This window comes from Aquitalea aquatilis (genome assembly GCF_005155025.1).
In the GTDB taxonomy this organism is placed as follows: domain Bacteria; phylum Pseudomonadota; class Gammaproteobacteria; order Burkholderiales; family Chromobacteriaceae; genus Aquitalea; species Aquitalea aquatilis.
On record NZ_CP039731.1, the window covers coordinates 4,237,388 to 4,255,494 of the forward strand.

14 protein-coding genes are annotated in these 18,107 nt (G+C 63.5%); 10 read left to right on the forward strand and 4 right to left on the reverse strand.

The genetic code is table 11. The features are described 5' to 3' along the window. The first annotated feature begins 161 nt into the window (after positions 1-161). The 9 genes from ptsP to FAZ30_RS19705 all read left to right on the forward strand — a co-directional run bounded on the left by ptsP (position 162) and on the right by FAZ30_RS19705 (position 13,850). Entirely contained in the window at positions 162-2,666 is a 2,505-nt protein-coding gene (ptsP, locus tag FAZ30_RS19665) for a phosphoenolpyruvate--protein phosphotransferase (RefSeq protein ID WP_137010082.1), read from the forward strand. Then, entirely contained in the window at positions 2,663-3,619 is a 957-nt protein-coding gene (gene pfkB, locus FAZ30_RS19670) for a 1-phosphofructokinase (RefSeq protein WP_124641997.1), read from the forward strand. The genes ptsP and pfkB overlap by 4 nt, the downstream gene beginning before the upstream one ends. A 98-nt stretch (positions 3,620-3,717) precedes the next feature. Next, complete coding sequence (locus FAZ30_RS19675) at positions 3,718-5,427, forward strand: fructose-specific PTS transporter subunit EIIC (protein WP_137010083.1); 1,710 nt, start codon at positions 3,718-3,720, stop codon at positions 5,425-5,427. 242 nt (positions 5,428-5,669) lie between these two features. Beyond that, complete coding sequence (locus tag FAZ30_RS19680) at positions 5,670-7,043, forward strand: MFS transporter (RefSeq protein ID WP_124641993.1); 1,374 nt, start codon at positions 5,670-5,672, stop codon at positions 7,041-7,043. Position 7,044: 1 nt separating this feature from the next. Continuing rightward, positions 7,045-9,414, forward strand: coding sequence for a beta-glucosidase family protein (locus FAZ30_RS19685; RefSeq protein ID WP_124641991.1), 2,370 nt, complete (start codon positions 7,045-7,047; stop codon positions 9,412-9,414). Between the two features lie 390 nt (positions 9,415-9,804). After that, positions 9,805-10,164 carry a translation initiation factor Sui1 gene (locus FAZ30_RS19690; RefSeq protein ID WP_124641989.1) on the forward strand — a complete coding sequence of 120 codons (360 nt, stop codon included), beginning with the start codon at positions 9,805-9,807 and terminating at the stop codon, positions 10,162-10,164. 208 nt (positions 10,165-10,372) lie between these two features. Next, the gene (locus tag FAZ30_RS19695) at positions 10,373-10,963 is read left to right on the forward strand and encodes a helix-turn-helix domain-containing protein (protein ID WP_158613545.1); all 591 of its coding nucleotides are present in this window, start codon (positions 10,373-10,375) and stop codon (positions 10,961-10,963) included. Positions 10,964-11,262: 299 nt separating this feature from the next. After that, on the forward strand, positions 11,263-12,570 hold the full coding sequence (locus FAZ30_RS19700; protein WP_124641985.1) for an NAD(P)/FAD-dependent oxidoreductase: 1,308 nt from the start codon (positions 11,263-11,265) through the stop codon (positions 12,568-12,570). 122 nt (positions 12,571-12,692) lie between these two features. Further along, complete coding sequence (locus tag FAZ30_RS19705; protein WP_124641983.1) at positions 12,693-13,850, forward strand: type III PLP-dependent enzyme; 1,158 nt, start codon at positions 12,693-12,695, stop codon at positions 13,848-13,850. A 46-nt stretch (positions 13,851-13,896) separates the two neighbouring features. Here FAZ30_RS19705 and FAZ30_RS19710 read toward each other — a convergent pair whose 3' ends face one another. The 3 genes from FAZ30_RS19710 to FAZ30_RS19720 are packed head-to-tail and all read right to left on the reverse strand — an operon-like array spanning position 13,897 to position 16,597. Continuing rightward, positions 13,897-14,931, reverse strand: coding sequence for a DUF2157 domain-containing protein (locus FAZ30_RS19710; RefSeq protein ID WP_137010085.1), 1,035 nt, complete (start codon positions 14,929-14,931; stop codon positions 13,897-13,899). Positions 14,932-14,958: 27 nt separating this feature from the next. Further along, positions 14,959-15,705, reverse strand: a complete 747-nt coding sequence (locus tag FAZ30_RS19715) for an SDR family oxidoreductase (protein ID WP_124641979.1) — start codon at positions 15,703-15,705, stop codon at positions 14,959-14,961. Between the two features lies 1 nt (position 15,706). Continuing rightward, positions 15,707-16,597 (reverse strand): prephenate dehydrogenase, encoded by an 891-nt coding sequence (locus tag FAZ30_RS19720; protein ID WP_124641977.1) that lies wholly within the window; start codon positions 16,595-16,597, stop codon positions 15,707-15,709. Positions 16,598-16,716: 119 nt separating this feature from the next. Here FAZ30_RS19720 and FAZ30_RS19725 point away from each other — a divergent pair, with 119 nt between their 5' ends. Next, complete coding sequence (locus FAZ30_RS19725; protein ID WP_124641975.1) at positions 16,717-17,007, forward strand: DUF4936 family protein; 291 nt, start codon at positions 16,717-16,719, stop codon at positions 17,005-17,007. A gap of 38 nt (positions 17,008-17,045) precedes the next feature. On the opposite strand, the gene FAZ30_RS19730 is transcribed toward FAZ30_RS19725, so the two are convergent. Next, positions 17,046-17,924 (reverse strand): EAL domain-containing protein, encoded by an 879-nt coding sequence (locus tag FAZ30_RS19730; RefSeq protein ID WP_124641973.1) that lies wholly within the window; start codon positions 17,922-17,924, stop codon positions 17,046-17,048. Positions 17,925-18,107: the final 183 nt, after the last annotated feature.

Here is an 18,107-nt window from a genome sequence, read left to right on the forward strand (position 1 = left end):
TAGCAAGTTCGATGTTGTTTTATCAAGATGATCTACGATCAATATTGACAGGTGTTGTGTAATCGATTTCAATGCCATCAACACAACGCCAGACAACAGCCAGCACCGCCCCTTCTTGGGTGCGATGCAGCAAAATAACAGTACACAGGAGACCACTCCCGATGTCGCACGACCTGATCCATCCGGAACTGATTTGCCTTGCCACGGCACCAGCCAACAAGGAAGACGCCATCCGCCAGGCCGGCCAGCTGCTGGCCCGCGCCGGCTGCATCGATGCCGCCTATATCGACAGCCTGCTGGCCCGCGAAGCCGTGGCCAATACCTTTCTGGGTCATGGCGTATCCATTCCGCACGGCATGGTGGAAGACCGCCACCTGATCAAGCGCACCGGCATCGCCATCCTGCAGATTCCGCAGGGGCTGGAGTGGAATCCGGGTCAGGTCACCCATCTGCTGTTTGCCATTGCCGCCCAGTCGGACGAACACATCCAGCTGTTGCGTCGTCTCACCCGCCTGCTGCAGGACGAAACCCGCCTGCAACAGCTGTTTGCCACCAGCGATCCACAAGAGCTGATCGCCGCCCTGTCCGATAGCGCGGCCGCGCCGGTCCAGCCTGCTACTGCAGCCGGCGACCTGGCCGAACAGTTCGAATGGGTGGTGGACTACCCCAACGGCCTGCACGCCCGCCCGGCCACCGCCTGGGTGGAAACCGCCCGCCAGTTTGCCGCGCAGGTACAGGTACGCCACGGCCACCATGTGGCCGACGCCAAGAACATGATTTCCCTGCTGCAACTGGGCCTGCAACGAGGCGACCGGCTGGTGGTATCGGCAGAAGGCAACGATGCCACCGCCCTGCTGCAAGCCATGCAAGGCGTGATGAGCCGCCTGACCGCGCAGGAACAGACCGACGCCGCCCTGGCCGCGCAAAAAGCCCAGGCCCAGCGCAGCGAAAACAACTGGCAGCCACCCGGCCATCCGCTGGAAGTAGCCGGTATCAGTGCCAGCCCTGGGCTGGCCATCGGCAGCGTGCATGTGCTCACCCACGGCCTGCCGGCCATTCCCGATCACCCGCTGGCACTGGCCGAAGCCGGTGACAAGCTGCATGTCGCCCTGGCGGAAACCCGCGCCGAACTGGCCAAGCTGGCCGAAGACACCGCCCAGCGTCTGGGCAATGCCGAAGCCGCCATTTTCAAGGCGCAGGCTGAGCTGCTCAGCGATACCGACCTGATCACCCTGTCCTGCCAGTTGATGGTGGAAGGCCACGGCGTGGCCTGGTCCTGGCATCAGGCGGTGGAGCGGCTGGCCGACCGGCTGGCCGCGCTGGGCAACCAGCTGCTGGCCGCCCGTGCTGCCGACCTGCGCGACGTAGGCCGCCGCGTGCTGGGCAAGATCGACCCCAGCCTGCAGGCCACCACCCTGTCCGAGCTGCCTGACAACTGCATTTTGCTGGCCAGCGATCTGTCGCCGTCTGACACCGCCGGGCTGGATACCGACAAAGTGGTCGGCCTGGCCACCGCACAGGGCGGCCCCACTTCGCACACTGCCATTCTGGCGCGCACGCTGGGTTTGCCAGCGCTGGTTGCCGGCGGCCCCGGCCTGCTCGGCGTAGCCAATGGCACCCCCGCCATTCTGGATGGCCAGAGCGGCCGGCTCTACCTGAGCCCGAGCGAGCTTGATCTCAAATCCGCCCGCGAGTGGATGGCACAGCAAAACGAACGCAAGGCACGTGAGGAAGAACAGCGCAGCCTGCCGGCAGAAACCCGCGACGGCCACCGCGTGGAAGTGGCCGCCAACGTCAACCGCCCGGACCAGGTGGCGGCAGCCATTGCCTCCGGTGCCGAAGGCGTGGGCCTGATGCGTACCGAATTCCTGTTCCTCGAGCGCGACAACAGCCCGGACGAAGCAGAACAACTGGCCACTTATCAGGGCATGTTGCAGGCACTGGAAGGACGTCCGCTGATCGTGCGTACGCTGGATATCGGCGGCGACAAGCAAGTGCCCTACCTCAACCTGCCGCACGAGGAGAACCCCTTCCTCGGCATGCGTGGTGCCCGTCTGCTGCTGCGCCGCCGCGACCTGCTGGAACCGCAACTGCGCGCACTGTACCGCGCCGCCCGTGGTGGTCAGCCGCTGTCCATCATGTTCCCGATGATTACCTCGCTCAAGGAAATCACCCGCCTGAAGGGCTTGTGTGAAGGCATCCGCCGCGAGCTGGACGCCCCGGTGGTACCGATCGGCATCATGGTGGAAGTCCCCGCCGCCGCCACCCTGGCCGACAAGCTGGCCGAGCATGTGGACTTTTTCTCCATCGGCACCAACGACCTCACCCAGTACGCACTGGCCATCGACCGCCAGCACCCGGAACTGGCGGCAGAGGCCGACAGCCTGCATCCGGCCGTGCTGCGCCTGATCCACCAGACCGTACAGGGCGCCGCCCTGCATGGCCGCTGGGTAGGCGTGTGCGGTGGCATTGCTGGCGACCCCTTCGGTGCCGCCCTGCTGACCGGCCTGGGTGTCAACGAACTGTCGATGAGCCCGCGCGACGTCGCCAGCGTCAAGGCCCGTCTGCGCCACAGCGACTTTGCCAAGCTGGCCGAACTGGCACAGCAGGCGCTGGATTGCGATAGCGCCGAAGAAGTGCGCGCCTTGCAGAGCCTGCTGTCATGAACAGTCCGCTGATCACCATTACCCTGAACCCGGCCATCGACCAGACCGTCTGCGTGCGCGACTTTCAGTCCGGCGCGGTCAACCTGGCGCGCTCCAGCAGCAGCAATGCCGGTGGCAAGGGCGTCAACGTGGCCAGCTGCCTGGCTGACTGGGGGCTGCCGGTGCTGGCCACCGGCCTGCTGGGCCGCAATAACAGCGAGGCTTTCGAAGCCCTGTTCAAGGACAAGGGCATTGCCGACCGCTTCATTCGCGTGGCCGGTGATACCCGCGTCAACATCAAGCTGTCCGACCTGGCCAATGCCAGCACCACCGACATCAACCTGCCGGGTTTGACGGTGGGCGAAGCCCAATGGGAACGCCTGCTCACCCTGCTGGCCGCCGATGTGAATCCGGGCAGCCAGATCGTGCTGGCCGGCAGCCTGCCGCAAGGGCTGGAGCCGGAACGGCTGCCGGTGTTGATTGGCAAGCTGCGCCAGTGGGGCGCGCATGTGCTGCTGGACAGCAGCGGCCCGGCACTAGCCAGCGCGCTGGCCGCGCCGCGCGCCAGCCTGCCGGACTGCATCAAGCCCAACCGCCACGAACTGGAACAATGGGCCGGCCACCCCCTGCCCACCCTGCAAGACGTACTGGCCTGCGCCCGCCAGCTGCAACAGGCTGGCGTGAGCGAAGTGGTGGTATCGCTGGGCGAACAAGGCGCGCTGTTTGTGCTGGACGCCGGCCCGGCGCTGCTGGCCCGGCTGCCGGTACAAAACCCCTTAAGCACCGTCGGTGCCGGCGATGCGCTGGTGGCCGGCCTCAGTGCCGCCCGCCATGCCCGCCTGAGCGCCACCGACCGCGCCCGGCTGGCGGTGGCCTTTGCCGCCGCCAAGCTGGCACGCATCGGCCCGCACCTGCCGGAACGCAGCCAGGTGGAACAACTGGCACGGCAAGTGGAAGTACAGCACTTGTCCTAAACCATCATGCTGCGGGCAGGCAACGCTCACCCACCCCGCCACGCGGCAGATCATCAGCAAAGCAACAACAACAGGCAGACAAAACTAGGAGAAAGACAATGGCAAACCTGCTGGCAGTAATTGCAGCCCCAGACCGCAGCACCCAGGCCATGTTGGCTGGCGAAGCCCTGCGGCAGGCGGCAAGCAAGCTGAGACACAAGATCGATGTGGAAATCCATACCGCACAGGGCGTGCAACAGCCGCTGAGCGCCAGCGCCATCGCCGCTGCCGACGCCGTGCTGCTGCTTGGCGAGGCTGCCGCGCAAGACGTGCGCTTTGCCAACAGCCACACCCTGCTCACGTCGCTGGAAGCCGTACTGGCCGATGCCGAAGGCCAGCTCAAGGCCAGCCTGATCACCCCTGCAGCCAGCAGCGCGCTGCGCATTGTCGGTATTACCTCCTGCCCCACCGGCATCGCCCACACTTTCATGGCAGCCGAAGGCCTGAGCCAAGCTGCACAGAAACTGGGTCACGCCATCCGCGTGGAAACCCAGGGTTCGGTCGGTGCGCAGGACACCCTGACTGCCGATGAAATCCGTCTGGCCGATGTGGTGATCATCGCGGCCGACACCCAGGTCGATCTGGCACGTTTTGTTGGCAAACGGCTGTTCTCCAGCGGCACCAAGCCGGCCATCAACGATGGCGAAAACCTGGTGCGCCGCGCCATTGCCGAAGCAAAACCGCATGCGGCCAGCCAGGCCAGTGCCAGTCAGTCTGCCGCGACACCGGCAGCCGCCAGCCAAAGTGAACAACGTAGCGGCCCGTACAAGCACCTGATGACTGGCGTGTCCTTCATGCTGCCCTTCGTCACCGCCGGCGGCATCATGATTGCCCTGGCCTTTGCGCTGGGCGGCATCTACGCCTTCGATGACGCGCACAAGGGCACGCTGGCCTGGGCCTTGTTCCAGATTGGTGCCAAGTCGGCCTTTGCGCTGATGGTGCCGATTCTGGCCGGTTATATCTCCTACTCCATCGCCAACCGTCCGGGCATTGCCCCTGGCATGGTGGGCGGCATGCTGGCCGCCAGCCTGGGCTCCGGCTTTCTGGGTGGTATCGCCGCTGGCTTCATCGCCGGTTACGGCACCGACTGGCTGAACAAGAAAATCCAGCTGGGACGTAATCTGGACGGCCTGAAGCCGGTACTGATCCTGCCGGTGCTGGGCTCCTTGCTGGTGGGCCTGCTGATGATCTACGTCATCGGCACCCCGGTAGCCGCCCTGCTGGCCATGCTGACCGAAGCGCTCAAGAGTATGCAGGGCAGCAGCGCCCTGCTGCTGGGTGCCATTCTGGGCGCGATGATGGCCTTTGACATGGGCGGCCCGGTGAACAAGGCAGCCTATGCCTTCGCCACCGGCCTGATCGCCAGCCAGGTCTACACCCCGATGGCTGCAGTCATGGCTGCCGGCATGACCCCGCCGCTGGGCATTGCCCTGGCCACCAAGCTGTTTGCCGACCGCTTTACCGCCGACGAGCGTGAAGCCGGCAAGGCTGCCGGTGTACTGGGTATTTCCTTCATCAGCGAAGGGGCGATTCCCTTCGCCGCACGCGATCCGCTGCGGGTGATTCCGTCGCTGATGGTCGGTTCGGCCGTCACCGGTGCCATTTCCATGGCCATGGGCGTGGAGCTGAAAGTGCCGCACGGTGGTGTGTTCGTGCTGCCCATCCCCAATGCGGTGACCAATCTGGGTGCCTATCTGGTGGCACTGGTGGTGGGCACGGTGCTGACTGCAGTCATGCTGCGCGTACTGAAGAAACCGGTGACCCAGTAAACCCTCACGCCGGCAGACCGCACCAGATGGTGGCCGGCTAGCGATTTCCCTCTCTCTCGGGCCAACTCCTTTGCGGGTTGGCATTTTTTTTGTCTGCCACATGGAAATGGCATCTTAAAAAAACGGAAATTTCCAGAACGGAATGGCCAGAGCACAGCCTGGCAGCGCTGCTAAGGTAGAGCCCATTCCCGCCGAGGCAGGCAGCCTTCCCCCACGCCCGGCTTACTCTGGAGAACCACCACATGTCTGCCCCCGCCCTGTCCGCCGCCGATGTCAAACTGGGCCTGCGTGAAAAAGTAGCCTATGGACTGGGCGACATGGCGTCCAATCTGTCGTTTGGTGCCGTCTCGCTGTTCCTGCTGTTTTTCTACACCAATATCTTTGGCCTGAGCGCCGGCGAAGCCAGCCTGATCTTCCTGATCGCCCGCATCGTCGACGCGCTGTTCAACATCCTGCTGGGCTACGCCATCGACAAGACCCACAGCCGCTACGGCAAGCTGCGGCCCTATCTCTTGTATGGCGCGCTGCCACTGGGTGGGCTGACCGTGCTGTGCTTCACCACCCCGGACACCAGCTACAAATTCGCCTATGCCCTGGTCAGCTACACCGTGTACTGCCTGGCCTACACCACAGTGAACACGCCCTATTCGGCCATGAACAATATGCTGACCCAGCACGCCATGTCGCGCTCCTCGCTGTCGGTCTATCGCATGGTGTTTGCCACGCTGGGCTACTTCGTGGTGTCGGTGTATGCCGACCAGCTGATTCGCCGCTTTGCCGATCCGCGTACCGGCTACCAGCTCACCATCGCCCTGTTCGCCGTACTGGCCACCCTGCTGTTCTACGCCTGCTTTGCCATGACAAAGGAGCGCATCCACCAGGACAAGGACGAAGCGCCCAGCCTGCGCCAGATGGTGCAGGCCATCACCGGAAACCTGCCGCTGTTTCACCTCTCCATGTTCACCGTGTTTACCTATATCGCCTACAGCGTGTGGATGGCCGCCGCCATTTACTACATCAACTACGTCTTGCGCGATGAGGCTTACACCGCCAGCTTTTTCGCCATCCAGACCGTGGCCAATGTGGCCGGCACCATTGCCTCGGAAAAGCTGATTGCCGGGCTGGGCAAGAAAAGACTGACCCTGCTCACCCTGGCTGCCGGCGCGTTGGCACTGGCCTACCAGTACTGGCTGGCGGGCGACAGCAGGCTGGCCATCATGGCCTGCGTCAGCGTGTACAGCGCCGCCATGGGCAGCATATTTGTCTGCATGTACGCCATGGTGGCCGACACCGTGGAGTACGCCGAATGGAAGCACCATGTACGCACCGAGGGCGCCATCTACGGCTACTTCAACTTCATCACCAAGGTGGCCATGGCCATTGCCGGCGGGCTGGCCGGGCTGATCCTGCAGTATGCCGGCTACGACGCCGCCCATATCACGCCGCGGGCGCAAGACTGGATCGCCCTGATGATGACCCTGATCCCCGCCGCCATGTTCGTGCTCGCGCTGCTATTCGTGCTGCTCTACCAGCTGGATGAAGACAGCTATCTGCGCATGGTGGGCCAGATCGAAGCACGCAAGCAGTCCGTCGCCGCTCAGCCACAGGAGTCCTGAAATGACAGCCAATCACCAAGAACTGATCGCCCGCATGAGTCCGCAAGACAAGGTCACGCTGCTGAGCGGGCATGGCCTGTGGCGCAGTGCCAGCCTGCCGCAGCTGGGCATCAGCGACTTTGTCATGACCGATGGCACCTATGGCGTGCGCTACAGCAGCGCCCAGATCGACCAGCAGGAAAGCTGGAACATCAGCGACTTTCTGTCGGTGATTCAGCAGGACGCAGGCCAGCAGGCGACTGACAGCGACAAGGGCGGCTCGGAAGCGCTGTTCGGCCACTCGCGCCCGGCCACCTGTTTTCCCAATGGCTCCAGCCTGGCCTGCAGCTGGGATGTGGCGCTGGTGGAACAAATGGGCCGCGCACTGGCCATCGAATGCCAGTCCATGGGCGTGGGCCTGCTGCTGGGGCCGGGCATCAATATCCGCCGCACGCCGCTGGCTGGCCGCGGTTATGAATATTATTCGGAAGACCCGCTGCTCAGCGGTGACCTGGCCGCCGCGCTGATCAACGGCTTGCAACAGGAAGGCGTGGGTGCCAGCCTCAAGCACTTTGCCTGCAACAACTCGGAATACATGCGCACCGAGATGGACTCCATCGTCGAGGAACGGGCGCTGCGCGAAATCTACCTGTACGGTTTCCAGCGCGCCATTGCCAGGGCCAATCCGTGGACGGTGATGTCCTCCTACAACCGGCTGAACGGCGAACAGACCTCGCAGCACCACTGGCTGCTGACCCGGGTATTACGCGAGGAATGGGGCTATCAGGGGCTGGTGATGTCCGACTGGTACGGCATCAAGGACCGCCCGGCCTCGCTGCTGGCCGGTAATGAACTGGCCATGCCGGAAAACGCGCTGGACAATGCCGAACTGCTGACGGCCCTCGAACAGGGCCGCATCCCGGATGAGCTGCTGGACAGCGCCTGCCTGCACATGCTGCAGCTGATCGCCAAGGTACATGCCGGCCGCCGCCCCGGCACCGTGGCTGACTTTGCCACCCATCACCGCCTGGCGCAGCAGATCGCCGCCGAATCACTGGTCTTACTGAAGAACGACCACGACTTGCTGCCGCTGGATGGCCAGCAGTTGCACCGGCTGGCGGTGATCGGCAAACCAGCACTGCAGCCGGTGATACAGGGCTCGGGTTGCGCTACCACCCAGCCCTGGCAGCTGGACTGCCCGCTGGATGAAATCCGGCAACAGGCAGGGCCGGCAGTACGCATCGATTACGCCGTCGGTGCCCCGGATGATGAACACGACGACGAGGCCGCACTGCAGGAAGCCTGCAGCGTGGCCGCAATAGCCGAGGTCGCCGTGGTCTTCGTCAGTACCGCCATCGGGATGGATGGTGAGAATGGCGACCGCCAGCAACTGGGCTTGCTGCCCAGCCATGAGCGGCTGATCAGCCGACTGGCCGCCGCGCAGCCCAAGCTGGTGGTGGTGCTGTGCAATGGCGATGCGGTACTGATGCCCTGGCTGCAACAGGTGCCGGCCGTACTGGAATGCTTCTTTGCCGGCCAGGGCATGGGCCATGCGGTGGCTGCCACGCTGTTTGGTGTCAACAATCCCAGCGGCAAGCTCACCACCACCCTGCCCAACAGCCTGGAAGAAACCCCGGCCTATCTGCACTACCCCGGCGAAAATGGCCGTCACCATTACGGCGAGGGCCTGTTTGTCGGCTACCGCTATTACGACAAGCGCCAGATAACACCGCTCTTTCCCTTCGGTTTTGGCTTGAGCTACACCCGCTTCGACTACCGCAATCTGCAACGCTCCCACCACAGCATGGATGAACACGACACCCTCACGGTCAGCGTCGACATCCACAATACCGGCGGGCGCGCCGGCAAGGAGATCGTGCAGCTGTACATCGCCCCGCCGCCATCCGCGCTGGCGCGTCCGCCACAAGCCTTGCGCGGCTTCGTCAAACTGGATATCCCGGCGGGTGAAAAGCGCCGGGCGCAGTTCACCTTGCAGCGCGAGGATTTGGCCTATTACGACCCGGCACACGCCGCCTGGGTAGTGGACAGCGGCCAGTATGAAATCCGTATCGGCGCATCCAGCCGCGATATCCGCCTGCAGGCCACGGTAGCGGTTACCGCACAGCCACCCTACCCCAGGCTCAAGGCCGACTCCTCGCTGGTACAGCTCACCCGCCATCCCCCCATGCTGCAGGCGGTGGCCGAACTGGTGGCGAGCAAATGCCCGCTCAGTGTGGACGAAGCGCGCGCCAAGCTGGTGACCATGGCCCCCGACATGTTCGGCGGCCTGTTCATCACCCTCACCGCCATGCTGGAGCTGGATATCAGCCGCGCTGAGCTGCAGCAGATTCTGGAGCGGTTTAACGGCATGCGGCCTGAGGATGGCCGCTAGCTATCGCGGTTTTTTCATCGAGACGTCAAGCCGCTGTCACATAACAAGGCGACAATCTGTCCCGAGCCAGCGGCTTGCGCTGGATTGTCTCTTGTTCCGTTGTTTCTTCTCGGCTTTACTCTCGGGCCAACCCTTCACCGGGTTGGCACTTTTTTTGGCCATGCCACCCCGCCAGCCTGATTAGACCCGCTAACAAAACCCCCGCTCCTGCGTTGCGCCTCCTTGCCGTACCAGCTGTACTGTCTGCGTCGGCGCGCCTTGGCCCGGGTTCTCTACGAGGTTTTGTTAGCAGCTCTTCATGCTCATGCCCGCCACAGAGCCAAGGACAGATATCGTGTTGTCCGCCATTTGGCGCTAGACTGCCGGCTGCCCTGTTTACCTGCCATCATCATGAAATCGAAATCCTCCTCCGGCGGCCTGGTTTACTCCACCGAACACGGCCGCATGTGTCCCGACTGCCGCCAGCCCCTTGAGGCCTGCAGCTGCCAACAGGCCGCTTTGCCCAGCGGCGATGGCATCGTGCGCGTCAACCGCGAAAACAAGGGTCGTGGCGGCAAGACCGTCACCCTGGTCAAGGGCGTGCTGCGCGACAGCGCCGGCCTGACTGCACTGGGCAAGCAGCTGAAGAACGCCTGCGGCAGCGGCGGCACCGTCAAGGATGGCATCATCGAAATCCAGGGCGATCATGTTGTTACCGTGATGGCCACCCTGCAAAAACTGGGCTTTCAGGTCAAACGCGCGGGAGGCTGAGGCGGCCAGCCAGGACGACCGCACACGGCCCTGCGTCCTCGTGGCGCACACTGCCTAATGCCTAATGCCTGATGCCTGATGCCTGATGCCTGATGCTGCGCTCAGCAGCACCTCCGACAATTGAAAAAATACAACACAAATTTTTCACAGGTGAAAATTTAGTATTATTTTTTCACACAATCATTCCTTCCCCCGTATGATGGCTGGCATGACATCCGCCCATACCGACCCGCTCTCGTCCAGCAGCCAGCCCGATCCAGCCTGGCTGGGCGAGCAAATCCGCCAGCTGCGCAAGTTGCGCAAACTGTCGCTGCAACAGCTCAGCGCCGCCACCGGCCGTTCCATCGGCTTTCTGTCGCAGCTGGAACGCGGCAAAAGCCAGCCCAGCGTGTCCGACCTGAACAAGCTGGCCAGCGCGCTGGCCGTCCCCTACAGCGTATTTTTCAGCCAGGCACCGCAGCACGAGCGCGGGCTGGTGGTGCGCCAGGCGCATCGGCCGGTGCTGCACTACGCCGAAGGGGTCAGCGATGCCCTGTTGTCCCCCGGCTTTGGCGGTGAGCTGCAACTGATGCTGAGCCGCTTTGCCGCCGGAGCCAGCTCCGGCGCGCAGACCCTGACCCACGGCGGCGAACAAGGCGGCATGGTGTTGTGTGGCGAGCTGGAATTGTGGGTGGACGAACAACGCCATCACCTGCAGGCCGGCGACAGCTTCAGCTTCAACAGCAGCCGCCCACACCGCTACCGCAACCCCGGCACCATCGAAACCCAGGTGATGTGGGCTTATACCGTCAGCGACTAGGGCCTGTTAACACTATGTTTTCTGCGGCGCAGGCCCTGATAGGTTGTCAATGCAAGGCGGAGGGTGCAGCGCTTGGTGGCCCCAAGCGCAAATCCGACAACGCAGCAGTGGCAAGCTGGTCGGGCCTGCCCTGCGGGGCGGGTGTTGAGCGGCGCACTGCCTTGTCAAACCCCGCTGGCAGGGAATGCCCTGCGGCGCGCGGTTTTTCGCGCATTGCATCCCCTCAACATCCGCCGCCGTGAAAAAAATAGCGTTAACAGGCCCTAAGCCCCAGACCGCACTGCCACACAGGAGACGCCATGTTTGAATCCAGCGCGCATTACCCGCCCACCTGGTATGCAGCCACCAGCCAGGCTGAACAAATCGAACGCCCGCCGCTGCGACAGGATCTGGACGTGGACGTGCTGGTAGTGGGGGCCGGCTATACCGGCCTCTATACCGCGCACAATCTGGCCGATGCCGGAGTCAACGTGGCGGTGATCGAGGCCAGCCGGGTTGGCTGGGCGGCAAGCGGACGCAATGGCGGCCAGATCATTCTGGGCTTTTCCTGCGACATGCCGCCCATTGAAGCCGCGCTGGGGCTGGAGGCAGCACAGGAAATCTGGCAACTGCTGCGCGGTGCGGCTGCCGACATCCGCCACAAGATTGCCCAGCATCAGATCGACTGCGAACTGGCACAGGGCCATCTGTGGACCTCGGTGCTGTGGCAGCGCATCAAGCTGCTGTCGGAGTGGCAGGAGCATGCGGCCCGTCATTACGACTATCAGGCGCTGGAGTTCGTCCCGCGCAAGGATCTGGCGCAGCATGTCGGCTCGGAGCGCTATGTGGCGGGGCTGATCGACCATGAAGGCGGCCATTTTCACCCGCTCAAATACATTCTGGGGCTGGCACGTGCCGCCGAAGAAAAAGGCGTGGCCATCTTCGAACAGACCCGCGCTCTGTCCTATGCCACCACGGCGGATGGCTGCGAGGTGCAGACGGCACAGGGCAAGATCCGCTGCCGCAAACTGGTGCTGGCCACCAATGCCTATATCGACCAGCTGGACCCGGCGCTGGAACGCAAGATCATGCCGGTAGGCACCTATATGATCGCCACCGAACCGCTGCCCGAAGAGCTGGCACGCCAGCTGCTGCCCAGCAATATGGCGGTGTCCGACAACCAGTTCATCCTGGACTATTTCCGCCTGAGTGCCGACCGCAGCCTGTTGTTCGGTGGCAAATGCACCTATTCCGGCAACACCCCGGCCAATCTCACCGCCAGCATGCGCGCCGACCTGCTACGGGTATTTCCGCAGCTGGTGCCCTATCGCATCACCCATACCTGGGGCGGGCATATCGACATCACCGTGCCGCGCACCCCGGATTTCGGCTGCCGTGGCGACGTGTACTGGGCGCAAGGTTTTTCCGGCCATGGCGTGGTGCCCACCTGCGCGGCAGGCCGGGTACTGGCCAATGCCATTCTGGGCGATAGCCATCTGCTGCAGCAGTTCATGCGCCTGTCCACCCCCGACTTTCCCGGCGGCAAGTTGCTGCGCGTGCCACTGCAAGCGGCCGGCATGTTCTATTACCGCCTGCGCGACTACGCCATCCCCGGCCTGAGCTACTAAACCTGCCTGAAGCGGCTAACAAAAACCCTGCTGCTGCGGTGCGGCCAGGAGAGACAAGACAACACTGGGCGTTTTGTTAGCCACGCCAAACCCGGATTTCCCACCGTCAACAGGAGTTGCCCATGACCGCCCACCCCGGTTCACAAGCTGCCTACCAGTTGTTGAAGCACACCGCCCGCCAGGCGCTGGCCAGCGCACCGTACACCGGCCCACTGTGGCTGCTGGACCCGGCGCTGGTACGCCAGCAATACCTGGCACTGCAACAAGCCCTGCCGCGCGCCCGCATCCACTATGCAGTCAAGGCCAATCCGCATCCGGCCATCCTGCACACCCTGCAGACACTGGGCAGCGATTTCGAGATTGCCTCGGAGCAGGAGCTGGACAGCCTGCTGCAACTGGGTGTGGATGCCGCACGCATCCTGTACTCCAATCCGATCAAGGCCAGGCGCGCCATTCGCTACGCTTACCAGCATGGCGTGCGCTGGTTTGCCAGCGACAGCGTGGAAGAAACCCTGAAAATTGCCGCCGAAGCACCGGATGCCACCCAGTACCTGCGGCTGGAGGTGGACAACGACAGCAGCGACTACCCACTGGGCACCAAATTTGGTCTGGCCATTGCCGAAGTACCCGACCTGCTGGCGCAGGCGCGGCAACACGGCGTGGATATCGGCGGCGTGCACTTTCACGTGGGCAGCCAGTGTCGCGACCCGGCAGCCTGGCTGCGTGCCATCGATACGGTGTGGCCGGTGATGACCCTGCTGGGCGAACAAGGCTTCCGGCCACGCCTGCTGAATCTGGGGGGTGGCTTTCCCATCACCTATGACAAGCAAGCACCGGACATCGCCAGCATCGGCGCGGCGCTGATGCCACGGCTGGCGCAACTACCCGCCAACTGCGCAGTGGTGGTGGAACCCGGCCGTTACATGAGCGGCCCGGCAGGCCTGTTCATTTGCGAGGTGATCAATGTGCAGCGCAAGCACGGCAAGCGCTGGGTGTATGCCGATGCCGGCATGTTCAGCGGACTATACGAACTGATGGACGGCTTCCACTACCCGCTGGAACTGAATGGCGCGCCAGCCGGCCCCAGCGGCCAGGCCATCCTGGCAGGCCCCACCTGTGACAGCTGTGATGTGCTGAGTGAAGCCATGCCACTGCCGGATACGCTGCGTGAGGGGGATTTGCTGTGGTTCTATCACAGCGGTGTCTATACCCAGAATCTGGTGACTGCCTTCAACGGCATGCCGGCTCCGCGCGTGGTGGTGTGTCCGGAGCAATCGTGATGATAAGAGCCGGTTAACACGCATTTTGATGGTGGCGGGGCAGGCCCTAATCGGCCAGACCCGCCAGTAACTGGCGCAAGGGGCGTGGCAGCAAGGCATGCAGGCGCTGGCGCAAAACCGCTTCGCGCCGCTGCCACCACACCCCCAGCCCAACCACCGCCAGCCCCAGCAGACTGAGCGCCAGCGGAAACAGCAGGCTGTCGCGGAACACGCTATAGGCCAGATGGCCCAGATAAGCAGCAACACCCAGGCCACCCAGCACGGCGAGCACCCGCCGCGCCAGGGCCGTGCCACAGGCAATCAGCAGCAGGTTGACGCACAGATAGCCAAACTTGCCCAGTTCGCTGTCGCTGTCCAGCAAGGACAAGCCGCCCCAGAAGGCAAGACCGCCAAACAGATACAGCCAGAAGGCGTAATCGGGTTGGCGGCCACTGCGCACATCCACCCAGAAGGCCAGCCCGAGCATCAGCAAACCGAAATAGACCGACACCAGCCGCGACAAGGTCCAGTCGGCATAATCCAGCCCGGCCAGATAGGGGGCCAGATCCATGCTCATATACCATAGCGTCACGGCAACAGGCAGCATGATGAAGGGCAGTCGATACCGCCACAGCAACACCACACCACTGGCCAGCGTGGCCAGTTCCATCAGCATCCAGCGCCAGTCGATCAGCCGGTGGTAATCGCGATAAGGGGTGTCACCCGCCCACCAGCCCAGCGCATGCTGCGCACCGTACACAGCCAGTGGCGTCAAGCTGACGGCCAGCGCCAGCAGAATGCCGGCAGGCAAGGCCAGCTGCCGCCGCAGCAGTACGCGGCCCAGCCACAGGCTGCCGCTGCCATAGGCCAGGGCGATGCCGGTCAGTCCCCAGCCACCAAAACGCTCCCAGCCCAGGGTAATGAACAAGCTCATGGCGGCCAGCGCAATCAGGCCCCCCAGGTAATACAGCACATGGCTGGCCTGGAAACGCGGAACATGCTGATTCTGCACTGACAAAAAGCGCCACAATGCATCAGCTTGCTGCGATTCCAGCAAGCCCTGCTCCACGGCCTGCTGCAGTTGGCTGCGTTTGACGTGCATGGCGATCTCCCTGCTTAAGCTGGCGGCTCAACGTCCGCCGGACACATCCAGAATGCTGCCGGTGCAAAAGCTGGCGGCATCGGATAGCAGCCAGACAATGGCGGCAGCCACTTCCTGCGGCTGGCCGCCGCGCTGCATGGGCACGCCGGGCGCCAGCCGCGCCACGCGGCCGGCTTCGCCGCTGAGGGCGTGGATGCCGGTTTCGATCAGGCCGGGGCGCACCGCATTGACGCGGATGCCTTCGCCGGCCACTTCGCGCGCCAGGCCCAGCGTGAGGGTGTCAATGGCTCCCTTGCTGGCGGCGTAATCGATATATTCGCCGGCCGAGCCCAGCCGTGATGCCGCCGAAGACACATTGACGATGATACCGCCACGCCCACCATGACGGGTGGACATGCGGCGCACGGCCTCGCGGCAGCACAGCATCGGCCCCGCCACGTTCAGTTGCAGCATGTGCTGGATGCGTTCGGCACTGAAGCTGTCCAGCCGCCCCATGGGAGCGGTGGCACCGGCATTGTTGACCAGGCCATCGATGCGGCCAAAGCGGGCGGCTACGGCAGCAAACAGCTGGATGATCTGCGCCTCGTCCGACACATCAGCCTGAAAGGCCTCGGCCTCGCCGCCCTGGGCGCGGATGGCTGCCACCACTTGCTGCGCGGCCACCTCATCCTGCCGGTAATTCACCGCCACCTGCCAGCCGGCAGTGGCCGCTTGCACGGCGGTAGCCGCACCAATGCCACGGGAAGCACCGGTAATCAGCAGGGTCTGGCTCATATCAGGTTTGTCCTTCGCGCAGAAAGCGCTGGTACCAGCCCACGCGGGCGGTGCGGGCGGTGTCGAATGTGCTGGCCAGGCCGGCCTCGTCGCTGTCGGCGACCTGCGCGGTCAATGCCGCCAGCGCCTGGCGGTAGCGTTCCAGCTCGTCCAGCAGGGCCGAGCGGTTGGCCAGGGTAATGTCCTTCCACATTTCAGGATGGCTACCGGCAATGCGGGTGAAATCGCGAAAACCGGTGGCCGCGAAATCAAAGCAGCGCTCGGCATCCGGCTTGCCCGCCACCATGCCGACATAGGCAAAGGCCAGCAGATGCGGCAGGTGGCTGACCGTGGCAAACACGCTGTCGTGTTCGGCCGGACTCATGCGATGGATCACCGCACCACAAGCCTGCCACAGCGCGGCCACGGTATCGCAAGCGCCGCTGCTGCTTTCCGGCAAGGGGGTGAGCACCACCTTGCGTTTTTCATACAGGCCGTACTGGGCGGCAGCCGCGCCGGAAAGCTCAGAACCGGCAATGGGATGGGCCGGCACACAGCCAGCCAGATGATCCGCCAGATGCGTACGGAACAGCTCGGCCACATCGCCCTTGGTACTGCCGGCATCGCTGACGATGGCATGCGGCTGCAAATGCGGGGCCATGGCCTGCATCATGCGGCCCATCTGCCCCACCGGGCAGGCCAGCAAGACCATGTCGGCACGGCCGGCCACCGCGGCCAGATCCTGGCTGATTTCATCCACCACGCCCAGTTCCAGCGCGCGGGTCAGGTTGTCCAGCGTCCGGCCCACGCCGATCACATGCTGCACCTTGCCCGCCCGTTTCAGCGACAGCGCAAATGATCCACCGATCAGCCCGACCCCGACCACCACCAAGGTGGTAATACCCTGCTGCACCTGACTCCCCTTTCCTGCCCTGTTACCATCTGGCCCTGCCCCACCTGCGGCGGGCGAAAGGCCTATGATAAGCGATTTTGCGCCCGCGCCAAGCCTGCAAACCATAGAAGGAGCCGGCCATGTCCTGCACCGTGTATGTCTATTTCAAGATTGATCCGGCCAGCGGCCGCCAGTTGTTGCCGGCACTGCGCCAGATGCAGGCCGCACTGGCGGTCGATGGCATCCGCGCCAGCTTGCTGCGCCGCGCCGACGAAGCCGCAGCTGCGCCGGTACAGACCTGGATGGAGGTTTATCAGGGAGTGGAGGATGTGGCGCAGTTTCGCCAGCAGATGCAGCAGGCGCTAGCCTGTTTTGTCGGTGTGGAACAGATGCCGCCACGCCATCTGGAATGCTTTCAGCCGCTGGAGTGATCAGGCGGCACGGGCGCTAACGCCAGCCGGCAGCGACGCTAGACCGGCAGATTGAGCTGCTCGCCGGGGCGGGCCAGATGAAAACCCTGCACGAAGTCACAGCCGGCAGCGCGCGCGATATCCAGCTGCATGGCGCTTTCGATGCCCTCACCCACCACTTTGGCACCGTGCAGATGCAGGATGTCCACCAGCCGCGCCAGCTTGTCGCGCACACCGGGGCGCATCAGCGCGTGGCGCATCAACACCTTGTCCAGCTTGACGTAATCCGGCTCCAGCAGCCATACGCGCTCCAGATTGGATGCGCCCTGGCCGAAATCATCCAGTGCAATCTTGAAACCCAGGCTGCGGTAACGCTGTACCGCCTCGTACAAGCGCATGGGGTCGCTCACCGCGTCTTCCACCACTTCCAGACAGATCTGGCTGGTCGGAATCTGCAGATACTGCAGTACCTCGGCAAAGAACTGGCCATGGGTTTCGCTGACATTGACCAGATGCTGGGCATTCACATTCAGTGACAGCACCAGATCAGCCGGCGGGTGTTGCAGCAGGAAATTGAGCAGATGCAGACAGCGCAGCTGGCGATCAAGAAAAACCGAACGGCGTGGCGAGGTTTCGGCGGCAAACAGCACGGTAGGAATCAGCTGGCCACCAAAGCTGTCAGTCACCCGCGCCAGTGCTTCTACCGACCACAAGCGGGTTGCGCCATTGGCTTCCAGCGCATAAATCGGCTGGTACACCGAGCGGAAACGCCATTCTTCGTGCCGGCCGCGTACCCGGCCGGCCTGCAGGCTGAGCGCCTGCTGTTCGAACTGGTGTGCGTTCAACAACTGGTTGATATGCGCCAGATCACGCTCGATCGGCGCCAGTTGCGCAGGCTGGGCAAGGGCTTGCTGTTCCAGCAGGCTGGCTGCCACCATGCTGATTCTCCTTGGCGCAGCGTGAATGCACGCTGGTTTGACGCAGGGAAAGGACTCCCCGCAATGTGGCAGCCACTATAACCAGCCCCATTTAGCGCCAGAAATAATTTAATCAGCAAACCTTATGCAAAATTTATCTAAGAAGCCATCAGGAAACTGCAGGCTGCCAGTGCTGGCAGCCTG